Origin of the sequence: Pseudomonas sp. NFX1, assembly GCF_051123555.1 — a bacterium.
GTDB classification, from domain to species: Bacteria; Pseudomonadota; Gammaproteobacteria; order Pseudomonadales; family Pseudomonadaceae; genus Aquipseudomonas; species Aquipseudomonas capeferrum.
In genome coordinates, this window is record NZ_CP169366.1 from 342987 (window position 1) to 366395 (window position 23409).

Here is a 23409-nt window from a genome sequence, read left to right on the forward strand (position 1 = left end):
CGTTGGCGGATGCCGATGGACGAGGCGGGCTACTATGAGACGCTGGTCGCTCGTAACGATCTGAACACGCCTTGGTTCAAGCGCAAGATGCGTGAACGTGTCGCCGCGGTATCCGACTTGCTGAAGACAGGCAAGGAACGCGTGCTCGAAGTCGGCTGTGCGGAAGGTGAACTCGGGCGCGAGATCAAGGCGCGCTTTGCCGTCACCTATGAGGGTGTGGAGTTGTCGCAGGACAGGGTGCTGGCGACGCAGAAACTTGACCGCGTATTCCACACGCCAGCCAGCGAGATTGAGGCAACGCCGTACCAGTTGATCGTGTCCTTCCATGTGCTGGAGCATATCGCTCGGCCCGAGCAGGAGCTTGCGGCCTGGGCGAGCCTTCTGAGTGCGGACGGGCGTGTGCTGATCGAGGTGCCGAACCAGGCCGGGCATCCGCTGCTGGCCAGTGATCGCAATCCCGAGCACCTGCACCAGTTCACCCCGGCGTCGCTGGCCCTGCTGCTCGCACGTTGCGGCTTTACCTGCGAAGCGTTGTCCGTGGGGCATTACGAATCGCCGGTCTACTCGGACTCGGTGCGCCTCGTCGCCCGCCTGCAGCCTGCGGCTGAGCAACGCGAGCAGCGTCTGCTGCAGCGTTTTCGTGAACAAACCGGCGGCCCGTTCCTGGTGTACGGCATTGGCGGCGACTACCTCAACTATCTGGCACCGATTGCCGAGTCGCTGGATATCCACGCCCTGCTGGACTCATCAGAAACCAAATGGGGGCAGCGCCTGGGTAAACACGTGGTGTGTGCCTACGATCCGCAAGCGCACGCGGAGTTGCCCATCCTCATCTGCTCCATTCGCTTCGCCACGGACATCCGTCAGCACCTGCTTGACCTTGGGATTGCAGCGCAGCGCATCATCGGCCTGGATAGCATCTATGAAAACGCCTGATCCCGTTCTCGCTGCGGATTTGAGCGGGATGCTCACAGCCCCGCTGCCCTGGGAAGCCCTGCACGGCCGTCATATTCTGGTCACTGGCGCTTCGGGCTTCATTGGTGGGCATGTCGTCGAAGCCCTCGTCTGGCTCAATCGGCGTCAGCCTCAGGCGAAGGTGCATGTGTACGCCCTGGCGCGGGACCTGGCAAAACTGCGTCAGCGCATGCCCTGGCTGGATATTCCAGGCGAAGTGACGCCTCTGATCCAGGATGTCACCCAGCCCTGCGGCCTTGCTGCACCGCTGGATTTCATCGTCCATGCCGCCAGCCCTGCCAGCCCCAAGGACTATCTGCGACGGCCGGTCGATACGATCCGTGCCAATACCGATGGCACCCGGGCACTGCTTGAGCTGGCCCGGGACAAGCAGGCACGTTTTCTGTTTCTCAGCAGTGGTGCGGTGTACGGCGACAACCCTTGGCAAACCGATGCGATCGCGGAAGGTGATTTTGGCCGGGAAGACCCGTTGGCTCCACGGGCCTGCTACGGCGAGAGCAAGCGCTTGGCCGAAACGCTGTGCCAGGCCTACCACACCCAATACGGCGTGGATGCCAGGATTGCGCGGATTTCCCATTGCTATGGGCCGGGTATGCGGCTGGACGATGGCCGGGCGATCTCCGATCTGCTTGCCGATGTCCTTCACAACCGGGATATCCAGCTGGATTCCGATGGAAGCGCCTCGCGTCCGTTCTGCTATGTCTCCGATACCGTGCTCGGGCTGTTCCACATCCTGTTCCGGGGCGAAGCGGGCCATGCCTACAACGTCGGTGAAACGCAGGAAACCAGCATCCTGGAATTGGCCGAAAAGTTGATTGCCTCAGCCGGTAAGGCAGGGCAGCTCACGGTCAGGCCGCAGGCGCGCAGTGGCCCGGCACCTGCCGTGAGAAACGCCGGGCATTTCAATATCGACAAAATTCGCGCTTTAGGGTGGGCGCCACAAACCAGTTTGGATGTTGGTTTGTCCAGGCTATTGCAGGCAAATAAATGAACTCTCCCGATTAGCGTCCGACACTCGTGGGTTACTTCCCTCGGCATGAGGGTATTAAGAAGGCGCGGCTGAATGATGGAACACTGTGGAAAGCGATATGAGAGCGTGTGAAATTTGTAGCGGTACCCGCCTGGAGCAACTGCACCTTCAGCATTTTCTGTTCCCAGGGCTTCCCCAGCCAGTCCATTACGATGTGGTGGCCTGTCGCAACTGCGGTTTTGCCTACGCCAGCGACATTCCGGATCAGTCGGCGCTCGATCAGTTCTATCAGAACGTCGAGCATCACCTGCATACCGACCTGCCGCCCGGGTTGGCGCGTATTCATGGGGATTTCTTCCACTTCGTCCAGCAACATGCAGACCTGGCAAGCGACGCTCGCATTCTCGATATCGGTTCGGGCATGGGGCATTTCCTTGCACATTTCAAACAGGCAGGCTTCCAGCGCTTGCTCGGTATGGAGCCCAGCCCGGCTGCAGCCAAGCTGGCGCACGAAATCTACGGGGTGGAGATCAGAAGCGCGACCGTGGATGCTTTCGTTACTGAAGAGCGCTTCCAACTGATCAGCCTTTGCGGCGTGCTGGAGCACATTGCCGACCTGCGCAACAGCATGGCCAAGATTGCGGCGCTGCTGGCGGACGATGGTTATCTGTTCATCGCGGTTCCCGATGCCGAGGCCTTCGGCAAGACGCCGCCGGCTGAGCCCTTCCTCGAGTTTGCGCTGGAGCACATCAACTTCTTCAGTGCCGTCAGCCTGGACAACCTGCTGGCTGCCAGCGGCTTCGAGAAAGTGACGGTCATCTCCCAGCACAACGATTTCTACGACAACCATTACCTGCTGGCCATGTACCGCAAGACGACCAAGGCAGCGAAGCGTTTCACGCTTGATGCTGTGGCGGCTGCCAGCCTGCTCAGTTATGTCGAGCTGTCGCGACAGGTATTGCGCCCGGTGGAAGCGCTGGCCGAGCAACTGGAGGCCAGTGCCGAGCCGGTGCTGATCTGGGGCGCTGGCGCGCTTACCAGCCGGTTGCTCTGCGATACCCGGTTGGGCAAGGCCAATATCTGCGGCATCGTCGACCGGAACAGGAACCTGCAGGGCAAACCCCTGCTCGGTGTGACCATTACCGGCCCCGATGAGCTGGCGCAGCACCAGGGGGCCACGGTGTTCATTGCCAGTACCACTTACGCTGCAGAGATCCGCGACACACTGATCCAGCAACATGACTGGCGCGGCAGAATCCTCAGCCTCGCCACCGGAGCCCGGTAATGCCGATGAACACGCTTAACCACATCCGTGCGGCCTACGAGGCCGGGGAATCTGCCAAGCAGGATTACATCGAGGCCATCCACGCACGGCACGCCAGCCTGTTCGAGTACCCCGAGTTCCTCGCCGGTACCGACGTGGAGTCTCTGCGTATCCTGCCGGAGGGCGTCTTCGTGCGTTCCCGTTCGCAGCAGATCGAGTTGTTTCTCGACCCCCAGGACCAGCACCTGGTGCCCTGCACCCTGATGAACTTCCGTGCCTATGAAACACTGGAGACCGAGTTCCTCAAAGCCATCACCCCGGAAAACGGGGTGGTTCTGGACATCGGCGCCAACTGCGGCTGGTATGCCCTGGCGCTGGCTCGGCACTGCCCCTCGGCGCGGATTCACGCCTTCGAACCGATTCCGCATACCCATGAGATTCTAGAGCGCAACATCCGCCACAACGGCTTGTTAAACATAGAGGCGCACCGGCTGGCCTTTTCGAACCAGCAGGCGACGCTGGAGTTTCTCTACACGCCCAACTGTTCCGGCGCCACTTCCCAGGTGCTGGCCGGGCAACCGGGCAGCCAGGAAAGCCTTCAAAAGGTGTCCTGCCCGGCCACGACGCTGGATAGCTTCTGCGCGCAGCATGAGCTGGCGCCGCAGATCATCAAGTGCGATGTAGAGGGGGCGGAGTTGATGGTGATCCAGGGCGGCGAGGCGATGCTCGCTCGCCATAAGCCGGTGATTCTGATCGAGCTGTTGAGGAAGTGGGCCAGGCAGTTCGACTACCACCCCAACGAGGTGGTGGAGCGGCTTGGGCGTCTTGGCTATCAGGCCTATACCCTGAGCAATGAGGGGCTGCGTCCGTGCCGAGGCATTGACGAGCAGACCCAGGAAACCAACTTTGTCTTTCTTCACGAGCAGAAGCACCGTGAGATCCCTGATCGGGTGCGGTCCTTGTCATGAACCCAGCTATCCCGTCGTTGACAGTTGCTCTGCTGACCTATAACCGACTGCACTACCTTAAACAATCCATCGCTGCCGTCCTTGGCCAGAGCTATGAGGATTTCGAACTGCTGGTACTCGACAATGGCAGCACTGATGGGACTGCCGAGTTCATTCTGCGCCTAGACGATCCCCGAATCCGTTATGTCAGGAACTCTCGCAATATTTCCACCGTGGAGTTCAACTGCCTTTCGGGATACCACCTTGCTCTGGGGCGTCGGGTCATCGTGACCCATGACGACGACATCATGGAGCGCGACATGCTGGAGCGGCAGATGCGTTTCATGGATTCCCATCCCGACGTACGGCTCGTGTGGACTCGCGTCAGCGACATTGATCAGGATGGCCATGCGTTGGTCGACGGCGGCACCGTGCCCGACTCGGAGCGAATCTTCGCTCCCGGGGAATACATCAGCAGTTTCCTCAAGGAGCGGCTGTGGCCGATGCCTAGCGGCGTGATGCTGGAGCGGGCCGTAGTGCCTAGGTCTTATGTAGTGCATGCGTGCCTCGGCGACGCTGCTGCTCGCAAGAAAACGCAGGAGACGGCGGGCATCGAGGACGTGCTGATGCCGGCGCGTGTCAATCGACGGCATGCAATCGGTTACCTTGATCAGCCCTTGTTGCGCCGAAGGGTGCATACCAAGCAGTTCTCCCATGTGGCAAGTCTGTCGCTACCGGGGGTCGCCCTCTATCGAGGGCTGAAGCATATCGCCAGGGGCGTTTCCGGGTTGGAGGCAGAGTCTCTGCATTTCGATGCCTGCACGGCGCGCTTTGAGATTCAGGAGGCAATTACAACCCAGGCTGGCAGGTCGGTCAGCAAAGGTGTTCTGAGAAAGACTGGTAACGCGGCCGTCGCCCTGCAAGCCAGCATGGAGCAAGCCCCTGACGCCTTTCTGGCGGGCTTGCCTGTGTTCTTGCTTGCCCAGCTTCTGTCGTTGGGTCTAAAAGCGAGTCAGCTGGACAAGCTGTCGGTCTCCGGACACGCCAGCGCTACTCAGAAGCTTCTTGCCTGGGCGCGGATAACTGTTGAAAAGCCGTCGTCCAGCATCCTGGCCAGCCTGGAGGGGCGCAGGATCATCATCTTTGGTAGTGCCTTCATCGCCGCGCTACTAATTCTTGAAGCTGAGAAAAGCGGTGCTCAGGTCGCTGCCTGTATCGACTCCAACCTCAATCGCCAGGGTAAAGAAATGCTGGGCGTACCCATTCAGCCCTTGGCCTGGATAAGTGAGCATGTCGGGCCAGAGGATGTCGTGATCATCAGTTCCGAGCGGGATCATGAGCATTACATCGAAGCACTTATTCGCCAACATCTCATGACACCGGCACAGGTCGTGTCCTGGAAAGAGCTGACGCAATCTTCGTGATTCAGGGCATACAGTCTGTGTGCGGAACAGGCGCCGTGTCGCCTGAGGCAAGCGAGCAACAATTTTGGGGAGGGACAGCATGACGAATTGGGCTTTGATCGCTGGTGGTCGATGTGACGGGCAACCTTGGCGAGTACGGGTCGCCGGTTTTTGTCTGGACGATCAGCAGGCATTCCTGTTGTCCGATGCTGATTGGGAGGCATTGCAGGGGCAATTACCGCTGCAGCCCTTGGCAGCCTACGGCTTGGGCAATGGAATGCTGTTCGAGCGGGCTACCGATGCCGTGGGGCAGGCCGATGGCGTTCTGCTAATTGCCCACTCTCGTCAAGCCCAAGCGGTGCTCAAGTTGGAATTACATGCGCAACGATATCTGCTGCTACGTACTTCCGAGCAAGCGGACGCACTGCGAGAAGACGCGTCCTTCAGCAAAGTTCTTGTCCCAGCATGGGAAGGGCGTCTCAGTAAGTCGCGGGTCTACATGGGTTGCGTGGAGCTTTCGGATTCTGACGGATCCGATTCGCAAGAATGGCCAATATCTCGAGGCCCGGAAGATCGTGATTATTCCCGCAATTATCATTGTTCGGCAGACTATTGGCTTTATCAGGTAACTGCCGCAATCGCTGATGATGCGGCTGAAGTACGGAAACTCGAGCCTCTGCTGAGTGTTGCTATCCCGACCTACAACTACGGGCATTATCTTGCCCAGTGTGTCCAGTCGGTACTCGACCAGGGTGTGGACGATATCGAGATCCTGGTGCTGGACAACGCCTCCACGGACGATACGGCCACGGTAATGGCGGCATTCGCGGGCAACCCGAGTGTGCGTTATATCCGTAACCGATACAATTTCGGGCCAGGCTACAACTGGCGCAATGGCCTGCGTATCGCACAGGGGCGGTACTTCACGTTCCTTTCCGCCGACGATTATTTCAACCCAGGCCACCTGTCGCGCCTGTTGCCTACGCTGGAGAGCCAGCCCCACGTGGCGGTTGGTTATACCGGCATTCGCTGGGTCAATGGCGCTGGGCAGGCGTTGAACCAGCCTCGTCATCCCGGTTACCGCAACGGCGATTATGTCGGTGGGCGCAATGAAGTCGCTGACCTGCTGATCTTCGACAGTTACATGACACCGTCGGCAGTGATCTACCGGCGTGAGGCATTTTGTCAGGTCTGGAGTCCAGGCAAGACGTACGGTGCCGGTGACTGGGAAATGGTCGTGCAGATGGCGGAGCGTTACCCCGATTTCGCCTATGTCGATATGCCCGGTGTCAGCTATCGCTGGCACGGTGCGCAGGAGTCGAACCAGTTCTACGCCTCCGTTGAGCCATTGATCGGGCACCTTGCCATTGTCGAAGGCGTATTCGAGCGCAATGCGCAGCATCACCTCTACGGGCGTGAGCGCGAGGTGGCGGCGCACCTCGAGCGGCGTCTGGAGCAATACCCTGGCGAGCAGCATTGCGAGTTGGGTGCCCGAGCGCGCCAGCTCTGCGAGCGCTTGGAAGAACAGGCGCGGCAGCAAGAGACGACGTTGTTCTCGATTATTGTGACGACCTACAACCGCCCGCAATTGCTCAGCGATGCGCTGAACAGCATTGGCCACCAGTCTTTCAAGGACTTCGAGGTCATTCTGGTCAATGACAACGGCGACCCGGTCGAGTCGCTGCTGGCTGATTACGATTTCCCTGTCACGTACATCCGCCAAGGCCGTAATTGCGGCCCCGCCGCTGCCCGTAACACCGCTTTGCACCTGGCCCGTGGTCGGTATGTTGTTTATCTGGACGACGACGACCTGTTCCTGCCTGGCCATCTCGAAACATTGGCCAACGCGCTGGCGGCTCACCCCGACAGCGTGGTGTACACGGATGCGGTGTTCATTCAGGAAACGATCACGGCGGGCGAGAGGGCCGAGGTGGCGCGTGAGCAGCGCTACCCCCACGAGGCATACTCCCGCGAACGGTTGCTGGTCAACAACTACATCCCGGTCAACACCTTTGCCTGCCCACGCGCGCTTGCGCTGGCCGTAGGGGGCTTCGACCAATCACTGAAAGGTCTGGAGGATTGGGACTTCCTCATGCACTTATGTGCTCGAAGCGCTTTCCACCATGTTCGTGCTGAGACGGTGCAAGTGCGCATGCGCCGGGATGACAATGCCCCTGCACGACGTTCGGAGCAGGCACTGCAAGACTACCCTGCGCTGTATCGCGAGTTGTATGCGCGCCACGCCGACTGTGGCAGCGATGAAGTCAAGCGCGGGCGCCAGCAAATGCTGGAGCATCTGGGCGAAAGGCCCAAGTCATTGACACTGCAAGACTGGCTGGCCGAACGCGTTCCGGATGCCATGCAGAGCCGTCTGATCGAACAGCGTCTGCAAGCCCACCAGGGTGGGCCTGTGATCGGGGTCATCGTGGTGGATGCTGATGGCCATGCGGATGCCTTGAAAGCATCGCTGCAAAGCCTGAGCAGCGATAGCTGCCTTTACCCCACAGTGAAAATCATCGCGCTGACGCCGGGGGAGGCACCCGCAACTTCGGCTCAGGGCAAACTGCAGTGCCTGCGTTTGACCGATGCCAGCCTCAGCGACCAGCTCAACCAGGCAGTTCTGGCGGGTGAGTTCGACTGGTTCATGCTGGTAGAGGCGGGCGCTGAGTTCACTGCCAGCGGCCTGCTGATTGCCGCGCTTGATCTGCTGGCAGCGCCTGGCTGTCGGGCCGTTTATGGGGATGAAGGTTTGCGTGGCGATGGCGCGGAAATGGGCGCTGCGCTGCGCCCTGATCTCAACCTTGATCTTCTTCTGAGTTTGCCGGCGAGCCTGTCACGCCACTGGCTGTTCAACCGTCAGGTGTGGCTGGACATGGGCGGCTTCCGTCAGGAGGCAGGCCAGGCGTTCGAGCTGGAGTACATCCTGCGCCTGATCGAGACCGCCGGTTTCGAGGGGCTTGGGCATATCAGCGAGCCGTTGCTGATCAGCGATGCGCAGACGCTGCGCGACTGCCCGGACGAGCGCGAGATCATTCAGCGCCATCTGCACGCACGCGGTTTTGCGCAGGCTCGCGTCGAGTCGCGTCTGCCTGGGCGTTATGACCTCGACTACGGCGCTCCCGGTGATTTGCCGGTCAGCATCCTGATCCTGCTCCAGGGCAACAGCACGGAGCGTGCGCAGCGTTGCATGGAAACCATCCTGGAGAAGACGCCCCATCGAAACTACGAGGTGCTTCTGCTGGCGCGCAATGATGCCGGCCCAGCAGTGAGCAGCTGGCTCGATAGCGTTGCCCAGCTCGGCACCGATGCCATTCGTTGCTTGCGTTTCCCTGCCGGCATGGCGCCTGCACACATGCGCAACCAGGCCGCCGAGCAGGCGCGTGGTGAGTTCCTGCTGTGGCTGGACGAAGGCGCTGCGGTGCTCGATAGCGACTGGTTGCAGCAGATGCTCAACCATGGCGTGCGCCAGGAAGTCGGCGTGGTGGGGGCCAAGCTGGTGGCGGGGGACGCTACCATCAGCCATGCCGGTTTCGTGCTCGGCCTGAATGGTCCGGTTGGCGAAGCCTTTGCCGGGCAGCCGCTGGATGCGCCTGGCTACCTGCAGCGCCTGCAGGTCGACCAGAACTATGTCGCAGTGAGCGGCAAGTGCTTGCTGGTGAACAAGGGCCTGTTTCTGGAGGTGGGTGGTTTCGACGAGACACCCGAGCTGCAGCGCTGGGCAGATGTCGATCTGTGCCTGCGCCTGTCCCGTGCCGGCTACCTGAACGTGTGGACGCCGCGTGTGCAATTGCTGCTCAGCGAAGATGCGGCAACGCCGGCCAGCACCGAGGAAGAAGACGCCTTGTATGCCCGCTGGCTGCCGGCACTGGCACGAGACCCGTTCTACAACCCGAACTTCTCGCTGTCGTCCACCAATGGCTTCGGCCTGGCGCCCACCCAATTGAGCTGGCGGCCGCTGTCGTCCTGGAAACCGCTGCCGACGATCCTGGCCCATGCGGCGGACAGGCAGGGTTGTGGCAACTACCGGGTCATCCAGCCGCTCGATGCGCTCAGCCGCGAGGGGCTGGCCGAGGGGCAGCTGTCGTGGAATCACCTGGCACCAGGCGAACTGGAGCGCTACCAGCCGGACAGCATTGTCCTGCAGCGCCAGGTGGGCGACGAGCAGATTGAGCACATACGCCGGATGCACGCGTTCTCCCAGGCCTTCAAGGTCTTCGAGCTGGACGACTATCTGCCCAACCTGCCGATCAAGAGCGTACACAGGGCGCACATGCCCAAGGACATTCTGCGTTCCATACGTCGCGGCCTGGCCTATGTGGACCGCTTTGTCGTCTCTTCGCAGCCGCTTGCCGAAGCCTTCGCCGGCCTGCATGACGATATCCGGGTGGTACACAACACGCTGGATCCCCGCTACTGGAAAGGCCTCAACGCCCAGCGCCGGCAGTCGCGCAAACCGCGTGTCGGCTGGGCGGGCGGCGCAAGCCACACGGGCGACCTGGAAGTGATCGCGGACGTGGTCAGGGAGCTGGCCAACGAGGTGGAGTGGGTGTTCTTCGGCATGTGCCCGGATAAGCTGCGGCCTTATGTGCATGAGTTCCACCAAGGCATTGCCTTTGAACACTACCCCGCAGCGCTGGCCAGAATGAACCTGGACCTGGCCCTGGCGCCCGTCGAGCAGAACCTGTTCAACGAGTGCAAGAGCAACCTGCGCCTGCTGGAGTACGGCGCCTGTGGTTTCCCGGTGATCGCCAGCGACGTACGTTGCTATCAGGGCTACAGCGACTTGCCGGTCACCCTGGTGAAGAACCGCTTCCGTAGCTGGGTAGAGGCCATCCGCATGCACCTTGCCGACCTGGATGCGACGGCGAAGGCGGGCGATGCACTGCGCGATGCGGTGCAGGGCGGCTGGATGCTCGAAGGCGACAACCTGAGTCACTGGCGCAAGGCCTGGCTGCCGGATTGAGCCTGGCTGGCCTCCCTTGCCCATTGCGGGCGAGGGAGGCAGCGCATCCGAAAATCCCCATCTTCGGCACGGCTATTGCTACACCGCTGGCAACATACCGTTTTTATGACGGTCAGCCACGCGAGAGAGCACGATGCCCCAGGCCGCCCACGTTTCCCGAGCCCCCGATCCGCAGGGGCATGCCCTGATCGAGCAGGAAAGCCGACAGGGTGTCGAGCAAGCCTTCGCCCTGTTCAACCAGGTCTCCAGCCAGCTGAGCCAGTCCTACAGCCTGCTTGAAGCCCGGGTCAGCGAACTGAAGGGCGAGCTGGCGGTGGTCAGTGCCCAGCGCATCGCCGAACTCAGCGAAAAGGAACGCCTGGCCAACCGCCTGCAGAACCTGCTGGACCTGCTGCCCGGCGGGGTGATCGTGATCGATGGTCAGGGCCTGGTGCGCGAAGCCAACCCGGCCGCCTGCGAGCTGCTCGGCGAGCCGCTGATCGGTGAGCTGTGGCGCCAGGTGATTGCCCGCAGCTTCGCCCCGCGCAAGGACGACGGCCATGAAGTCTCGCTGCGCGACGGCCGCCGCCTGTCCATCGCCACCCGCTCGCTGGATGCCGAGCCCGGCCAGTTGGTGCTGCTCAACGACCTGACAGAAACCCGTCGCCTGCAAGATCAGCTGGCTCGCCACGAGCGCTTGTCGTCGCTGGGGCGCATGGTCGCCTCGCTGGCCCATCAGATCCGCACGCCTCTGTCGGCAGCCATGCTCTACGCCAGCCACCTGGCCGATAGCGAGCAAGACCTGAGCGTGGAAACCCGCCAGCGCTTCGCCGGTACCTTGAAGGAGCGCCTGCACGAGCTGGAGCACCAGGTGCGCGACATGTTGGTGTTCGCCCGTGGCGAGCTGCCGCTCGGCGATCGGGTGAGCCCCAAAGGGCTGTTCCAGGCCTTGCAGCAGGCCGCGCAGTCACACGTGCAAGGGCATGCCGTGCGTTGGCAGTGCGACAGCCACCTGGGCGAGCTGCTGTGCAACCGCGACACCTTGGTCGGCGCCATGCTCAACCTGATCGAGAATGCCCTGCAGGCGAGCGAGGCGCCGGCGCGGCTCAAGGTGCACGTGTTCCGTCGCCAGCAGGTGTTGCACCTGTGCGTGAGTGACGCCGGCAGCGGCATCGACGCCGACTTGCTGGGCCGCCTGGGCGAGCCGTTCCTGACCACCAAGGCCACCGGTACCGGCCTGGGCCTGGCCGTGGTCAAGGCCGTGGTGCGGGCGCACCAGGGTACGCTCAGCGTGCGTTCCAAGGTTGGGCGCGGCACCTGCGTGCGGGTCGAGCTGCCGTTGATCGATGGGCAGCTGGCGGAGGCGCGCGGATGACCATCAAGGTGCTGCTGGTCGAGGATGACCGCGTGTTACGCCAGGCGCTCGGCGATACCCTGGAAATCGGCGGTTTCGCCTACCGCGCCGTGGGCAGCGCCGAAGAGGCACTGGAGGCTGTGCTGAGCGAAGCGTTCAGCCTGGTGGTCAGTGACGTGAACATGCCGGGTATGGATGGGCACCAGTTGCTGGCGCAATTGCGCCGCCAGCAGCCGCAACTGCCGGTGTTGCTGATGACCGCGCATGCTGCGGTGGAACGTGCCGTGGAAGCGATGCGCCAGGGCGCAGCCGATTACCTGGTCAAGCCGTTCGAGCCCAAGGCGCTGCTGAGCTTGGTGCAGCGCCATGCTGCCGGGCGCGTGAGTGCGGCGGACGAAGAGGGGCCGGTAGCCTGCGAGCCGGCCAGCCGACAGTTGCTGGTGCTGGCCGCGCGCGTGGCGCGCAGCGACTCGACGGTGCTGATCTCGGGTGAGTCGGGTACCGGCAAGGAAGTGCTGGCACGCTACATTCACCAGCAGTCCCCGCGGGCAGCCCAGCCCTTCGTGGCGATCAACTGCGCGGCGATCCCCGACAACATGCTCGAAGCCACCTTGTTTGGCCATGAGAAGGGCGCTTTCACCGGCGCCATCGCGGCCCAGGCCGGCAAGTTCGAGCAGGCCGAGGGCGGCACCTTGCTGCTCGACGAAATCTCCGAGATGCCGCTGACGTTGCAGGCCAAACTGTTGCGGGTGTTGCAGGAGCGTGAGGTGGAGCGGGTAGGCGGGCGCAAGCCGATCAGCCTGGACATCCGCGTGCTGGCCACCACCAACCGCGATCTGGCGGGCGAAGTGGCGGCCGGGCGGTTCCGTGAAGACCTGTATTACCGATTGTCGGTGTTCCCCCTGGCCTGGTGCCCGTTGCGCGAGCGCAAGGGCGACATCCTGCAACTGGCCGAACGCCTGCTGGCCCGCCATGTCGGCAAGATGAAGCATGCGCCGGTGCGCTTGTCTGCCGATGCGCGGGCCTGCCTGCAGGCGTATGCCTGGCCGGGTAACGTGCGCGAACTGGACAACGCCTTGCAGCGGGCGTTGATCTTGCAGCAGGGCGGGGTGATCGAGGCGGCGGATTTTTGTCTGGCCGGCGCCATTCCATTGTCGGCGGGCGCGGCGCCATCAGTGCCCGAAGTGGCGGTCGAGGGTGGCCTGGGTGATGACCTGCGTCGCCATGAGTACCAGACCATCATCGACACCTTGCGCGCCGAGCGTGGCCGCCGCAAGGAGGCTGCCGAGCGGCTGGGCATCAGCCCGCGCACCTTGCGTTACAAGCTGGCACAAATGCGCGATGCCGGGTTTGACGTCGAGGCCAGCCTCTTCGGCTGATAAGCCCCGTGTGCGTGTTATGTCGCGTGCTGCCTTTGTAGGAGCGGCCTTGTGTCGCGAAAGGGGCGCGTAGCGGCCCCGGCAATTTTTGCTGCGCCACAGAACCTGGGGCCGCTGCGCAGCCCATTCGCGACGCAAGGCCGCTCCTACAACGGCGCGTCAAATCAGAAGGGGTGGCAAGGCTGGCACCTTTGTTGCTTTACACGAGCTATCCGCCGCATGAGTGTCAAAAAAATGCGGCCGCCGGAGAGAGAAGGTCATGAGCCAAGGTGTTGAATTCAATCGTCTGATGCTGGACATGCGGGCCATGCAGGCCGACGCCATGTCGCTGCCCAAGGTGTCCGCCGCGCCTGAACTGGCGCCGGGCCAGAGCAGCTTTGCCGACATGCTCGGCCAGGCCATCGGCAAGGTGCATGAAACCCAGCAGGCCTCCACCCAGCTGGCCAACGCCTTCGAGATTGGCAAAAGCGGCGTCGACCTGACCGACGTGATGATTGCTTCGCAAAAGGCCAGCGTTTCCATGCAGGCGATGACCCAGGTGCGCAACAAGCTGGTCCAGGCGTACCAGGACATCATGCAGATGCCGGTTTGAGGACGGACGTAACCCATGGCTGAAGCAGTCGTCGACAACGCCCCCGCCAAGAGCGGCCAGCCAGCGTCCAAGCCGCCGCTGTTCGGCATGGCGTTTCTGGAAAACATCTCGCAGATGCCCATGCTGCGTCAGGTCGGCCTCATGGTCGGCTTGGCCGCGAGCGTGGCCATCGGCTTTGCCGTGGTGCTGTGGTCGCAACAGCCCGACTACCGGCCGCTGTACGGCAGCCTGTCGGGCATGGACACCAAGCAGGTCATGGAAACCCTGGCCGCTGCAGACATCCCCTACAACGTCGAGCCCAATTCCGGCGCTCTGCTGGTCAAGGCCGACGACCTCTCCCGTGCGCGCCTGAAACTGGCGGCCGCAGGTGTGGCACCGAGCGATGGCAATGTCGGTTTCGAACTGCTCGACAAGGAGCAGGGCCTGGGCACCAGCCAGTTCATGGAGGCCACCCGCTATCGCCGCAGCCTCGAAGGTGAACTGGCGCGCACGGTGTCCAGCCTGAACAACGTCAAGGGCGCACGCGTGCACCTGGCGATCCCGAAAAGCTCGGTGTTCGTGCGTGACGAACGCAAGCCCAGCGCCTCGGTACTGGTCGAGCTGTACCCGGGCCGCGCGCTGGAAGCCGGGCAGGTGATGGCGATCGTCAACCTGGTCGCCACCAGCGTGCCAGAGCTCGACAAGTCGCAGGTCACCGTCGTCGACCAGAAGGGCAACCTGCTGTCGGAGCAGTTGCAGGACACCGCCCTGACCATGGCGGGCAAGCAGTTCGACTACAGCCGCCGCATGGAAAGCATGCTCACCCAGCGCGTGCACAATATCCTGCAGCCGGTGTTGGGCAATGACCGCTACAAGGCCGAAGTGTCCGCCGACCTGGACTTCAGTGCGGTGGAATCGACGTCCGAGCAGTTCAACCCGGACCAGCCGGCGCTGCGCAGCGAGCAGTCGGTCGACGAGCAGCGCGCCAGCAGCCAGGGCCCGCAAGGCGTGCCGGGTGCACTGAGCAACCAGCCGCCGGGTGCTGCCTCCGCGCCGCAAACCACTGCCGCAGCCGCCACCCCGGCCCCTGCCATCCAGCCTGGCCAGCCGCTGGTGGATGCCAACGGCCAGCAGATCATGGACCCGGCCACCGGCCAGCCAATGCTCGCGCCGTACCCGTCGGACAAGCGTCAGCAGAGCACCAAGAACTTCGAGCTGGACCGCTCCATCAGCCACACCCGTCAGCAGCAAGGCCGCATGACCCGCCTGTCGGTAGCGGTGGTGGTCGACGACCAGCTCAAGGTCGACCCTACCAGCGGCGAAGCCACCCGTGCCCCGTGGGGCGCCGAGGACCTGGCGCGCTTTACCCGCCTGGTGCAGGACGCGGTCGGCTTCGATGCCAGCCGCGGCGACAGCGTGACGGTGATCAACGTGCCGTTCGCCGCCGACCGTGGCGAAGAGATTGCCGACATCGCCTTCTATCAGCAGCCGTGGTTCTGGGACATCGTCAAGCAAGTGCTGGGCGTGGTGTTCATCCTGGTGCTGGTGTTCGGCGTACTGCGGCCGGTGCTCAACAACATCACCGGGGGCGGCAAGCAGGCTGCCTCGGATAGCGACATGGAGCTGGGCGGCATGATCGGTCTGGATGGCGAACTGGCCAACGACCGCGTCAGTCTGGGTGGCCCGACAAGCATTCTGTTGCCAAGCCCGAGCGAGGGTTACGAGGCACAGCTCAACGCAATCAAAGGCCTGGTGGCCGAAGACCCGGGCCGCGTGGCCCAGGTCGTGAAAGACTGGATCAACGCCGATGAGTGATAACCGAGCCGTTACCGCCAAGCTGAGCCGCGTCGACAAAGCGGCGATCCTCCTGCTCTCGCTGGGCGAAACCGATGCTGCCCAGGTTCTGCGGCACATGGGGCCCAAGGAAGTGCAGCGGGTGGGTGTGGCCATGGCGCAGATGGGCAACGTGCACCGCGACCAGGTCGAGCAGGTGATGAGCGAGTTCGTCGACATCGTTGGCGACCAGACCAGCCTGGGCGTGGGCTCCGACGGTTATATCCGCAAGATGCTCAACCAGGCCCTGGGCGAAGACAAGGCCAACGGCCTGATCGACCGCATCCTGCTGGGCGGCAACACCAGCGGCCTGGACAGCCTCAAGTGGATGGAGCCGCGTGCCGTGGCCGATGTGATCCGCTACGAGCACCCGCAGATCCAGGCCATCGTGGTCGCCTACCTGGACCCTGACCAGGCCGGTGAAGTGTTGAGCAACTTCGACCACAAGGTGCGCCTGGACATCATCCTGCGCGTATCGTCGCTCAACACCGTGCAACCGGCAGCGCTCAAGGAGCTGAACCAGATTCTCGAGAAGCAGTTCTCGGGCAACTCCAATGCCGCGCGGACCACCTTGGGCGGTATCAAGCGTGCCGCCGACATCATGAACTTCCTCGACAGCTCGGTGGAAGGTGCGCTGATGGACTCGATCCGCGAGGTCGACAACGACCTGTCGGAGCAGATCGAAGACCTGATGTTCGTCTTCAACAACCTGGCCGATGTCGACGACCGCGGTATCCAGGCGCTGTTGCGCGAGGTGTCCTCCGACGTGCTGGTGGTGTCGCTCAAGGGCGCCGACGAGCGGGTCAAGGACAAGATCTTCAAGAACATGTCCAAGCGTGCCTCGGAACTGCTGCGCGACGACCTGGAGGCCAAGGGGCCGGTGCGGGTCAGCGACGTGGAAACGGCGCAGAAGGAAATCCTCACCATCGCGCGCCGCATGGCCGAGGCTGGCGAGATCGTGCTCGGTGGCAAGGGCGCCGAGGAAATGATCTGATCCATCCTCGTGTAGGAGCGGCCTTGCGTCGCGAAAGGGCTGCGAAGCAGCCCCTGGATTTCAGCGTCGCAACCTGTATCGCCGGGTCCGCTCTGCGGCCCTTTCGCGACGCAAGGCCGCTCCTACAAGGGGCCGCGTTGCTTGCAGATGGTTTTTGAGTACCTGAGAACATGTCCAGCAAAGAGCACCACCCCAGCGACCTGATTCGCGCCCGCGACCTAGAGGGCGTCGACGTCTGGACGCTTCCCAGCTTCGACCCGCAGCCTGAGCCGCAACCCGAGCCTGAGCCGGAACCGGTAGCCATCGAGGAAGAAGTCGAGGAAGTGCCGCTGGAAGAAGTCCAGCCGCTGACCCTCGAAGAACTCGAAGCGATTCGCCAGGAGGCCTACAACGAAGGCTTCGCTACCGGTGAGCGCGAGGGCTTTCACAGCACCCAGCTGAAGGTGCGTCAGGAGGCCGAACAGGCCCTGGCAGCCAAGCTGGGCAGCCTCGAACAGTTGATGGCGAACCTGATGGAGCCCATTGCCGAACAGGACACGCAGATCGAGAAAACCCTGGTGCACCTGGTCGCGCACATGACCCGCCAGGTGATCGGCCGCGAGTTGCGCAATGACTCCAGCCAGATCACCCAGGTGCTGCGCGAAGCCCTCAAGCTGCTGCCGATGGGCGCCGACAACATCCGCATCCACCTCAACCCCCAGGATTTCGAACTGGCCAAGGCCTTGCGCGAACGCCATGAAGAAAACTGGCGCCTGCTTGAAGACGAAGCCCTGCTGCCGGGTGGCTGCCGCATCGAGACGGCGCACAGCCGCATCGACGCCAGCATGGAGACGCGTATCGAGAAGGCCGTGGCGCAGTTGTTCGACCAGCTTCACGACCATTCCCTGCACCCGGCGCCAGCGGATGTGTCCATCGACCTGGACCAGCCCGATGCGCCTTGATCGCACCAGTTTCGGCAAGCGCCTGGGCAGTTACGCCGAGGCGATCGAACTGCCGGCGCAACCCATCGTCGAAGGCCGCCTGCTGCGCATGGTCGGCCTCACCCTGGAGGCTGAAGGCCTGCGCGCCGCAGTGGGCAGCCGCTGCCTGGTGATCAACGACGACAGCTACCACCCGGTGCAGGTCGAAGCCGAAGTCATGGGCTTTTCCGGTTCCAAGGTGTTCCTCATGCCGGTTGGCAGCATCGTCGGTATCGCCCCCGGCGCACGGGTGGTGCCGCTGGATGACGGCGGCCGCCTGCCGATGGGCATGAGTATGCTCGGGCGGGTGCTGGACGGCGCCGGGCGCGCCCTCGATGGCAAAGGCGGCATGAAGGCCGAAGACTGGGTGCCGATGGACGGCCCGGTCATCAACCCGCTCAACCGCGACCCCATCAGCGTGCCGCTGGATGTGGGCATTCGCAGCATCAATGGCCTGCTCACCGTCGGTCGTGGCCAGCGCCTGGGCCTGTTCGCCGGTACCGGCGTGGGTAAGTCGGTGTTGCTGGGCATGATGACGCGCTTCACCGAAGCCGAGATCATCGTCGTCGGGCTGATCGGCGAGCGGGGCCGCGAGGTGAAGGAATTCATCGAGCATATTCTCGGTGAAGAAGGCCTCAAGCGCTCGGTGGTGGTCGCATCGCCTGCCGATGATGCGCCGCTGATGCGCCTGCGTGCTGCCATGTATTGCACGCGTATCGCCGAGTACTTCCGCGACAAGGGCAAGAATGTGCTGCTGTTGATGGATTCGCTGACCCGTTTTGCCCAGGCCCAGCGTGAAATCGCCCTGGCCATTGGTGAGCCGCCAGCCACCCGCGGTTACCCGCCGTCGGTGTTCGCCAAGCTGCCCAAGCTGGTGGAGCGCGCCGGTAATGGCGAGGCCGGTGGTGGTTCGATTACCGCGTTCTACACGGTCTTGTCGGAAGGCGATGACCAGCAGGACCCGATCGCCGACTCGGCGCGGGGTGTGCTCGACGGCCACTTTGTGTTGTCGCGCCGCCTGGCCGAGGAAGGCCACTACCCGGCGATCGACATCGAAGCCTCGATCAGCCGGGTCATGCCCCAGGTGGTCGATAGCGACCATTTGCGCCAGGCGCAAAAATTCAAGCAACTGTGGTCGCGCCTGTCGCAGAGCCGCGACCTGATCAGCGTGGGTGCCTATGTGCCAGGTGGCGACCCGGAGACGGACCTGGCCATCGCCCTGCAATCGCGGCTGGTGGACTTTTTGCGCCAAGGCCTGGACGAGAACGTCGGCATGGCGCAGAGCCGCGAGCAGCTGGGGGCGATCTTCATGCCTCCGGCGGCGGGCTGATAGGCCATGGCGCTGCCTGGACGTGCTGCGCGCCTGGCGCCGGTGGTGACCATGGCCGAAGAGGCCGAGCGCAAGGCTGCCCAGCGCCTTGGGCATTTCCAGCAGCAGGTGGCCCAGGCGCAGGTCAAGCTGGCCGAGCTCGAGCGCTTTCGCGAAGACTACCAACTGCAGTGGATCAACCGCGGCGGGCAGGGCGTCAATGGCAACTGGCTGGTCAACTACCAGCGTTTCCTCGGGCAATTGGAAACGGCCATGACCCAGCAGCGCCAGAGCCTTACCTGGCACCAGAACAACCTGAACAACGCCCGCGGCACCTGGCAACAGGCCTATGCCCGGGTGGAGGGGTTGCGCAAGTTGGTGCAACGTTACCTGGACGAAGCACGGCGGGCCGAAGACAAGCGCGAACAGCGACTGCTCGACGAGCTGTCTCAGCGTCTGCCGCGGCAAAGCCACTTTTAACCTGCACCGGCCTGCGCGCCGCAGGCGGGGCCATGTGCTTGCCACCCATGCCATCGCCTGCTAAACCTTAAAAGAGTTGCATCCGCCATCATCGAAGGAATCGCTAGCATGGCAGTCGAAACTGATTTTTCGCAGGACGGGAAAAAGCTGACGATCAAGATCACAGGGCGCTTCGATTTCGGCAAGCATCAGGAGTTTCGTGATGCCTACGAGCGCCAGAACGACCAGCCTGACTCGGTGGTGGTCGACCTGAAAGACGCCACCTACCTCGATAGCTCCGCGCTCGGCATGCTGTTGCTGTTGCGTGACCACGCAGGCGGCGACGAGGCCGACGTGCGCGTCATTCATGCCAGCTCCGACGTCCGCAAGATCCTCGCCATCTCCAATTTCGACAAACTGTTCGATATCAGTTGAGCCGTGTGATGGCTGCCGAACAGGCATTGACCGTGCTGGTTGCCGAAGACGGGGCGGCCGACCGCCTGCTGCTGGCGCAGATCGTCCGGCGCCAGGGGCATCAGGTGTTCACGGCCGAAAACGGCGAGCAGGCGGTGGCGCTGTTTGTCGAGCGGCGGCCGCAACTGGTGCTTCTCGATGCGTTGATGCCGGTGATGGACGGGTTCGAGGCGGCTCGGCAGATCAAGGCCCTGGCCGGCGAAGCGCTGGTGCCGATCATTTTCCTGACCTCGCTGAACGAGGAAGACGCCCTGGTGCGCTGCCTGGAGGCTGGCGGCGATGATTTCATGGCCAAGCCTTACCGTGCGGTGATCCTCGCCGCCAAGATACGCGCCATGGACCGCCTGCGCCGGTTGCAGGCGACCGTGCTGGCCCAGCGCGACGAGATCACTCGCCACCATCACTACTTGCTCAACGAGCAGCGGGTGGCCAAGGCCGTGTTCGACAAGGTGGCCCATGCCGGTTGCCTGGCCGCGCCCAATATCCGCTACCTGCAATCGCCCTATGCGCTGTTCAACGGTGACCTGCTGCTGGCAGCGTTCACGCCCTCTGGGGACATGCAGGTGCTACTGGGCGATTTCACCGGCCACGGCCTGCCTGCCGCCGTCGGCGCCATGCCCCTGGCCGAGGTGTTCTACGGCATGACGGCCAAGGGCTATGGCCTGGCGCAGACCCTGCGCGAGATGAACGCCAAGCTCAAGCGCATCCTGCCGGTGGACATGTTCTGCTGTGCGTTGATGCTCAACCTCAGCGTGCAGCGCGGTTCGGTGGAGGTGTGGAACGGCGGCATGCCTGACGGCTATCGCTTGTCGGCGGGCGGTGAGGTGCTGTCGGCGTTGGTCTCGCGCCATCTGCCGCTGGGCATTCTTGCGCCCGAGCGCTTCGATGACAGCACCGAAGTGCTGCCGCTGGCGGCAGGGGAGCGCTTGCTGTTGTTGTCTGACGGGGTGCTCGACACGGCCGATGACCAAGAACGCTTGTTCGGCGTCGAGCGCCTGCATGAGGTGTTGGCCGGCAACCGAGACTCGGTGCGCCTGTTCGATGAGGTGATGCAGGCCCTTGAGCGTTTCGGTGGGCGGCCTCGGGACGACATCAGCTTGTGTGACATCCGCATGTTCACGGCGGATGAGCGGGTGCCGGCGCCAATGATCTACGCTGAACGCGGCCGGCCCAGCCCGCTCGACTGGTCGCTCGGCTTCGAGCTGCGCGGCGAAAGCCTGAAGCGCTTCAACCCTGTGCCGTACCTGGTGCAGCTGTTGCAGGAGATCCACCCGCTGCGCTCGCGCACCGGTAGCCTGCACAGTGTGCTCAGCGAGCTGTTTTCCAATGCCCTGGAGCATGGGGTGCTGGGCCTGGATTCGCGGCTCAAGCGCGATGTTGAGGGCTTTGCCGACTACTATCGGGAGCGTGCCCGGCGCCTGGAGGCTTTGACTGAGGGTTTCGTGCGCATCGACCTCAAGGTTGAACCCTATGCCCAGGGCGGGCGTCTGATGATCGAGGTGCGTGACAGTGGCGCAGGGTTCGATGTGCAGCAGGTATTGTCGCGGCCAGCGCAGGATCAGGGTTTGAGTGGCCGAGGTGTGAACCTGGTACGGCGCCTCGGCAGCGACGCTCAGTGGTGCGAAGGTGGCCGCTGCGCGCGGGTCGAGTTCGTCTGGTGAGTGCTTGGGGTGAGCGCTTTTGTAGAGGGCCACGCCCTGGCTCGGGCATAATCTGGCTTGATCAAGGAGTGAACAAGTGACTGAGATTCATATCGACCACAAGGTGCTCAGTGATCTGCGTGAGGTCATGGAGGATGGCTACCTGCATCTGGTGCAGACATTCCTGGATGACTCCGAGCGGCGCCTGAGCGAATTGCACGCCGCCAAGAGTGCCGACGAGCTGGGTTCGGCCGCGCATAGTTTCAAGGGCAGCAGCAGCAACATGGGGGCTGTCGCCCTGGCCGGCTTGTGTCAGCAACTGGAAGACCGCGTACGGCAGCCACCCTTGTATGGTATCGAGGACCTGATCAACCGCATCGACCTTGAATATGTGGAGGTTCGGCGCTTCTACCGCGGTGAGGAGCACCGCATCTCGGCAGGCTGATGCACACTTGGCCTGAGTCTTGCCTGTCTTTGCCCGGATGATTACTCAGTTTCTGGCGCGGAGACCGCTCAATGCCTGTCGCACCCAATCCTTTGTTGCAAGCAAACGCCGTAGGCAAGTCGTCGCGAGCGGCCAGCTCGATGGCGGACAAGCCGTTGCAGGCGCTGGGCGACGCGGGCGGCGGCTTCGATCAAGTCATGGCCAAACAGAAAACCTTCGGGCAGGACGACAAGGTCGCCCAGGCCAAGCCCAAGGACAAGCCAGAGCCGGCGCAAGGCGGCAAAAAAGAGGCTGCCGACAAGCCAGCGGTTGCCGATGACGGCAACAAATTGCCAAGCGATGATCAGGCCGATACGGGGCTGAGCGACGCCAACCTGGTGGCCGGCCAGGTCACCGATGCGCAACCCGGTGCGCAACTGATTCAAGCCCAGGCCGAGGCGGTCGCGCCGGTGCTGCAAGCTGCCGCTGCGCAGTCGCTGGCGAGCGCTGCGCTGCCAGAAGAGGCGCCCGCCGAAGAAGCCTTTGACCCTGACGCCGACCCCTTGGCCAACCTGCCGACCTTGCGCCTGGCGCTGGAGCAGAGCGCCCAGGCCAAGGGCACCACCTCGGCACACGCTGTGGACCCTTCCCAGGCCCAGGCCGACGAGGCTAGCGTCAATACCTTGGCGAACCTGATCGACAACGCCGAGGGTGAGCCGGGCGAGCCGGGTGACAAAGCGTTCGGCGCGCTGCTCGAAGATGGCTTGAAAGACACCAAGGCAGCCAGCAGCGACACGCGCATCGACGATTTCGCCGATCGCCTGGCCAGCCTGACCCAAGCGGCCACGCCAAAGACCGCCAATGCCGTGCCGGCGAATGCCAGCCCATTGCACCAGCCGCTGCCGATGAACCAGAGCGCCTGGACCGAGGGCCTGGTCAATCGGGTCATGTACTTGTCCAGCCAGAACCTCAAATCGGCGGATATCCAGTTGGAACCGGCGGAGTTGGGGCGGCTGGACATTCGCGTCAATGTTGCGACGGACCAGTCGACCCAAGTGACGTTCATCAGCGGCCACGCTGGGGTGCGTGATGCGCTCGATAGCCAGCTGCACCGCCTGCGGGAGCTGTTTGCCCAGCAGGGGTTGGCGCAGCCGGATGTCAACGTTGCTGACCAGTCGCGGGGGCAGCAGCAACACCAGCAGGCGCAGGAGCAGGGTAGTAATCTGTCGGGGGTTGCGGCGCGGCAGCGGGCCGCGCAGGGCGGCGTAGAACAGGGCGAGAGCGCTGGCGCGGTTGAGCAGCAGGTGGTGATTGGCGACAGTGCGGTTGATTATTACGCGTGAGGCGAGGGTGTAGGGCTTTAGGGTTTTAGCGCCTGTGAGATCGAGCGCCGCCCGCGCGGCGCATCGCGAGCGAAGCTCGCTCCTACATTTGTTTCGGCCAGTAACGCCTGTACCTGCGCGCGCGACCGCCTTGTTTGTACGGCGCGATATCGAGGCGGGCACCAAGGGG

General features: G+C 63.2%; 18 protein-coding genes. All 18 read left to right on the top strand.

The features are described 5' to 3' along the window. Positions 1-15: 15 nt before the first annotated feature. The 18 genes from DJ563_RS01520 (at position 16) to DJ563_RS01605 (ending at position 23240) form a co-directional block, all read left to right on the top strand. Positions 16-936 carry a class I SAM-dependent methyltransferase gene (locus DJ563_RS01520; RefSeq protein ID WP_434518698.1) on the top strand — a complete coding sequence of 307 codons (921 nt, stop codon included), beginning with the start codon at positions 16-18 and terminating at the stop codon, positions 934-936. Beyond that, complete coding sequence (locus DJ563_RS01525) at positions 923-1966, top strand: NAD-dependent epimerase/dehydratase family protein (RefSeq protein ID WP_434518699.1); 1044 nt, start codon at positions 923-925, stop codon at positions 1964-1966. Before DJ563_RS01520 ends, DJ563_RS01525 begins: the two co-directional genes overlap by 14 nt. A gap of 97 nt (positions 1967-2063) precedes the next feature. Further along, a complete protein-coding gene (locus DJ563_RS01530; protein ID WP_434518700.1) occupies positions 2064-3230 on the top strand; it encodes a class I SAM-dependent methyltransferase in 1167 nt (388 codons plus the stop codon). Positions 3231-3235: 5 nt separating this feature from the next. Beyond that, positions 3236-4177 (top strand): FkbM family methyltransferase, encoded by a 942-nt coding sequence (locus tag DJ563_RS01535; RefSeq protein ID WP_434518701.1) that lies wholly within the window; start codon positions 3236-3238, stop codon positions 4175-4177. After that, positions 4174-5580: a glycosyltransferase family 2 protein gene (locus DJ563_RS01540; RefSeq protein WP_434518702.1), complete on the top strand. Its 1407-nt coding sequence runs from the start codon at positions 4174-4176 to the stop codon at positions 5578-5580. Before DJ563_RS01535 ends, DJ563_RS01540 begins: the two co-directional genes overlap by 4 nt. Before the next feature lie 79 nt (positions 5581-5659). Next, complete coding sequence (locus tag DJ563_RS01545) at positions 5660-10522, top strand: glycosyltransferase (protein ID WP_434518703.1); 4863 nt, start codon at positions 5660-5662, stop codon at positions 10520-10522. A 133-nt stretch (positions 10523-10655) separates the two neighbouring features. Then, positions 10656-11876, top strand: coding sequence for a sensor histidine kinase (locus tag DJ563_RS01550; RefSeq protein ID WP_274098961.1), 1221 nt, complete (start codon positions 10656-10658; stop codon positions 11874-11876). Beyond that, a complete protein-coding gene (locus DJ563_RS01555) occupies positions 11873-13234 on the top strand; it encodes a sigma-54-dependent transcriptional regulator (RefSeq protein ID WP_434518704.1) in 1362 nt (453 codons plus the stop codon). The genes DJ563_RS01550 and DJ563_RS01555 overlap by 4 nt, the downstream gene beginning before the upstream one ends. A 259-nt stretch (positions 13235-13493) precedes the next feature. After that, a complete protein-coding gene (fliE, locus tag DJ563_RS01560; protein ID WP_033699469.1) occupies positions 13494-13826 on the top strand; it encodes a flagellar hook-basal body complex protein FliE in 333 nt (110 codons plus the stop codon). A 15-nt stretch (positions 13827-13841) separates the two neighbouring features. Then, positions 13842-15620 carry a flagellar basal-body MS-ring/collar protein FliF gene (gene fliF / locus DJ563_RS01565; RefSeq protein WP_186656322.1) on the top strand — a complete coding sequence of 593 codons (1779 nt, stop codon included), beginning with the start codon at positions 13842-13844 and terminating at the stop codon, positions 15618-15620. Beyond that, positions 15613-16632, top strand: a complete 1020-nt coding sequence (gene fliG / locus DJ563_RS01570) for a flagellar motor switch protein FliG (protein WP_027593031.1) — start codon at positions 15613-15615, stop codon at positions 16630-16632. Before fliF ends, fliG begins: the two co-directional genes overlap by 8 nt. Positions 16633-16802: 170 nt before the next feature. Next, a complete protein-coding gene (gene fliH / locus DJ563_RS01575; RefSeq protein ID WP_434518705.1) occupies positions 16803-17573 on the top strand; it encodes a flagellar assembly protein FliH in 771 nt (256 codons plus the stop codon). Continuing rightward, the gene (gene fliI, locus DJ563_RS01580) at positions 17563-18921 is read left to right on the top strand and encodes a flagellar protein export ATPase FliI (protein ID WP_274098964.1); all 1359 of its coding nucleotides are present in this window, start codon (positions 17563-17565) and stop codon (positions 18919-18921) included. The genes fliH and fliI overlap by 11 nt, the downstream gene beginning before the upstream one ends. Positions 18922-18927: 6 nt before the next feature. After that, positions 18928-19380 carry a flagellar export protein FliJ gene (gene fliJ, locus DJ563_RS01585; RefSeq protein WP_274098965.1) on the top strand — a complete coding sequence of 151 codons (453 nt, stop codon included), beginning with the start codon at positions 18928-18930 and terminating at the stop codon, positions 19378-19380. 108 nt (positions 19381-19488) lie between these two features. After that, positions 19489-19794 (top strand): STAS domain-containing protein, encoded by a 306-nt coding sequence (locus tag DJ563_RS01590; RefSeq protein ID WP_047583663.1) that lies wholly within the window; start codon positions 19489-19491, stop codon positions 19792-19794. Positions 19795-19802: 8 nt separating this feature from the next. Then, positions 19803-21494 carry a fused response regulator/phosphatase gene (locus DJ563_RS01595; RefSeq protein ID WP_274098966.1) on the top strand — a complete coding sequence of 564 codons (1692 nt, stop codon included), beginning with the start codon at positions 19803-19805 and terminating at the stop codon, positions 21492-21494. 76 nt (positions 21495-21570) lie between these two features. Then, positions 21571-21918 (top strand): Hpt domain-containing protein, encoded by a 348-nt coding sequence (locus DJ563_RS01600; RefSeq protein ID WP_186656334.1) that lies wholly within the window; start codon positions 21571-21573, stop codon positions 21916-21918. A 71-nt stretch (positions 21919-21989) separates the two neighbouring features. Next, on the top strand, positions 21990-23240 hold the full coding sequence (locus tag DJ563_RS01605; RefSeq protein ID WP_274098968.1) for a flagellar hook-length control protein FliK: 1251 nt from the start codon (positions 21990-21992) through the stop codon (positions 23238-23240). Positions 23241-23409: the final 169 nt, after the last annotated feature.